This window comes from Clostridium sp. (assembly GCF_051656525.1).
Lineage (GTDB): Bacteria > Bacillota > Clostridia > Clostridiales > Clostridiaceae > Clostridium.
This window is the reverse complement of the sequence record NZ_JBOGCC010000401.1, coordinates 1-3368: the sequence shown is the minus strand read 5'-3', so window position 1 is coordinate 3368 and position 3368 is coordinate 1. Positions and strand designations below refer to the sequence as shown.

The 3368-nt window shown below is 25.7% G+C and carries 4 protein-coding genes; 3 read left to right on the top strand and 1 reads right to left on the bottom strand.

Annotated features, from left to right (window positions below; genetic code table 11):
• Together ACRDDY_RS19495 and ACRDDY_RS19490 are read left to right on the top strand one after the other, a co-directional pair.
• A partial coding sequence (locus tag ACRDDY_RS19495; protein ID WP_438566570.1) for a hypothetical protein occupies nt 1–222 on the top strand: 222 nt, incomplete at its 5' end.
• 71 nt (nt 223–293) lie between these two features.
• Nucleotides 294–428, top strand: a complete 135-nt coding sequence (locus ACRDDY_RS19490) for a hypothetical protein (RefSeq protein WP_438566569.1) — start codon at nt 294–296, stop codon at nt 426–428.
• Between the two features lie 49 nt (nt 429–477).
• Here the strand turns inward: ACRDDY_RS19490 and ACRDDY_RS19485 are convergent, their stop codons facing one another.
• Nucleotides 478–1083: a recombinase family protein gene (locus tag ACRDDY_RS19485; protein WP_438566568.1), complete on the bottom strand. Its 606-nt coding sequence runs from the start codon at nt 1081–1083 to the stop codon at nt 478–480.
• A gap of 171 nt (nt 1084–1254) precedes the next feature.
• On the opposite strand from ACRDDY_RS19485, the gene ACRDDY_RS19480 reads away from it, so the two are divergent.
• Nucleotides 1255–3368 (top strand): Tn3 family transposase (locus tag ACRDDY_RS19480; protein ID WP_438566567.1); only part of this gene is annotated, 2114 nt, incomplete at its 3' end.

The window sequence follows — 3368 nt, the reverse complement described above, 5'->3', positions numbered from 1 at the left end:
AAAATAGCACCTATGCCAGCAGGTGCTATTTTTTTTAATAAATTAAAAGGAGAAAAAATGAGTAATAAATATGGTAAGCAAAAATGGTGTAGAGTGCTAAATAACAACAATAGAACTAACTGCAGTAAAGTTTTAAAATATACAGATATGGATTATGCATTAGAATTAAAAACAAAAATAAATAAATTCATTAATAAAAATAAATTTAATAATAAAAAATAAAGTTATAAAAATTAGACAAAAAAGATAAAATAACAGAAAATAAAATTAAGAAATAACTAGAGGTGAAAAAAATGAAATGCTGTAATAAGTGTAATAAAGACTTAAATGATAATTGTTTTATCGCAGAAAACGGAGAATATTTATGTTCCGAATGTTCAAAAGGTGTTAAACCAGTAGATAGAGGGGGGACGCCGACATACGTGTAAAAACCGGTAACTTGATGGAAATTAAATCCATTAGATACCGGTTTTGTTTTTAATTAATAGATTCATATTCTTTTACTCTTCTATAAAATGTATTACTTTTTAGGTTAAGAAGCTCCATTGCTTTAACAGCTGTAATTTTTCCATTTTTCCAATCATTATAGGTAAGTTCAAAATTATTACCTACTTCTATTTTCTTTCTTCCAAATTTTACGCCTTTGTTAAGTGCAATTTTTATACCTTCTCTTTGTCTTTCTTTTATTCTAGTTCTTTCATCTTCAGCCATATAACTTAAAAGCTGAAGTACTATATCTGAAATTAGATTTTCTAATCCATTCATATTCTTATATTTAGTAGTATCTAGTAATGGCATGTCTAAAACAATTATGTCCACCTTTTTCACTTTCACAAGTTCCTTCCATTCATCTAAAATCATTTGCTTGTTTCTTCCAAGCCTGTCTAAAGATTTTAAATACAGGATATCGCCTTCTCTAAGCATTCTTTTCAATAACTGATATTCTGGTCTTTTAAAGTCTTTTCCACTTGCTGTTTCTAAAAAAATATATTCATTGTCAATTCCAAGGTGTTTAGCGTTGACAAGTTGTCTATCTAAAGATTGAGCTGTACTACTTACTCTTGCATAAAAAAATTTTCTCATCAAATAATTCTCCTTAAAATACAATAAGTCTTTCAATAATTATACTATAATTTTGAAATCTTTCATAATACTAGATGTTGAATTTTTGAAAGACTATAATTATAATTTAATCACCATTTCAAAAAGTATACTTTTTGAAATGGTGATTAAAACAGTAAAGGAATGATTTTTGTGGCATTAATAGATCGTACTATTTATCCAGTTTTAAATGACAAAATAGCTGAAGATGAAATTTTAAAATACTATACACCTTCAAATCAAGAAATACAACTTGCTTATAGACATGTAAAAGGATTAAATCAAGTAATTACCTTTTTAACATTTCTAAAGTTGTTTAAAAAACTTAGATATTTCCCTAAATACAGTAATATCCCAACTAAAATAATTAAATATATAAATACTATATTTGATTTAGATATTAAAGAAAATTTATTAATATCAGAAAAAACATTATATAAGTATAAAAGCATTATCAAACAAGAATTAAATATAAAAGATGACTTAAGATATATAAAAGAATTAGCAATTAAAACAGTTGAAGATTTTGAGCCAATAATGGAAAATCCAGCTGATGTATTTAATGCAGTTATTGAAAGTTTAATCAAAAATAATTGTGAACTACCTTCATTTAGTACTCTAGATAGAATAATTAGTACTAAGCGAAATGAAATAAATAATACAATCTTTGATAATGTAGCACTTAAATTAAGTGAATTTGATAAAGAATCTTTAAAATTTATTCTTGAAATTGATGAGCAAGGTAAATCACTTTTTAATTATATAAAAGAACTACCTAAAAGCCCTACATTGAACAATATGAAATCAATTAAAAATAACTATTTATACTTAAAAGGATTAAAATGTGGTGAAAATATTATAAAGGATATTCATCCAGCTAAAATTAAATACTTCGCATCACAAGCTAAAGCTTTAGATGCAGCTGAAATGAAAAAAATTTCAGATTCTAAAAGAAATACTATACTAATTTGCTTTATATATAATAATACAGTTAAAACATTAGATGATATGATTACTATGTTTATTAAAAGAATTGGAAAAATACATAACAAAGCTAAAGAGAATCTTGAGTTGATGTTAGATAATCAAAGAGGGAAAACAGAAAGTATGATTGAGATTTTACAAGAGATGTTATTAACTTCTTATCAATGTGCTAATAAAAATGACTTTGCAGATAATTTTAAAAATATAGTAACTAGAAATGGTGGTTATGAAGTATTAATTAAAGATTGCACAGAAATAACTGCTTATAATAATAAAAATTATTATCCGTTATTATGGAAGTCATTTAAAAGTCATAGAAAAACTTTTTTTCAGATTCTAAATATATTATCTATAGGTTCTACAACCGATAATAAGTCATTAGTTAAGGCTATAGAGTATTTACTTTCTAATGAATCTCGGAAATCTGAATTTATAGATGCAACCATTGATTTATCTTTTGCTAATCAAAAATGGCAAAAGATTATTAAAAGTAAATTGGATGGAAAAGATGTTTTTTTTAGAAGGTATTTTGAAATTTGTGTATTTTCATATATAGCCTCTGAATTTAAAACAGGTGATATTTATGCTAATGATTCTGATGAATATGCTGATTATAGAGAACAATTACTTACTTGGGATCAGTGCATTCCATTATTGGATGATTATTGTAAAGAAATTAATATTCCTATAGGAAAAGATTGTTTTATAGAGAATTTGCAGTCTATGCTTACAGATAAATGTAGGCACGTTAATAATAATTATGATGATAATGTTGAACTTTCTATACAAGCAGATGGAGAAGTCATCTTAAGGCGTAAAAATAGTACTCGTGATACCGTTAAAATCAAAGAATTTAAGAGAAAAATAGAACAGTATATGCCTGAGAGAAATATGATGGAAATTCTTTGTAATGTGGAACATTGGGTAGGATATACTAAACATTTTGGTCCAATCTCTGGCTCGGAACCCAAACTTAAAAATCCTAAAGAACGGTATATAGTTTTAACTTTTGGATATGGTTCAAATATGGGACCAACACAAACTTCAAAACATATTAGAGGCAATATAACACCTCATATGATACATTTTACAAATAAAAGGCATATTAGTGAAGATAAATTAGATAGAGCAATTGCTGATATTGTTAATGAATATAATAAATGTTCATTACCTAAAATATGGGGAGATATTAATGTAGTTGCAGCAGATGGAACACAAATAGATATGTATTCTCAAAATTTATTATCAGAAAATCATATAAGATATGGTGGAATGGGTGCTAT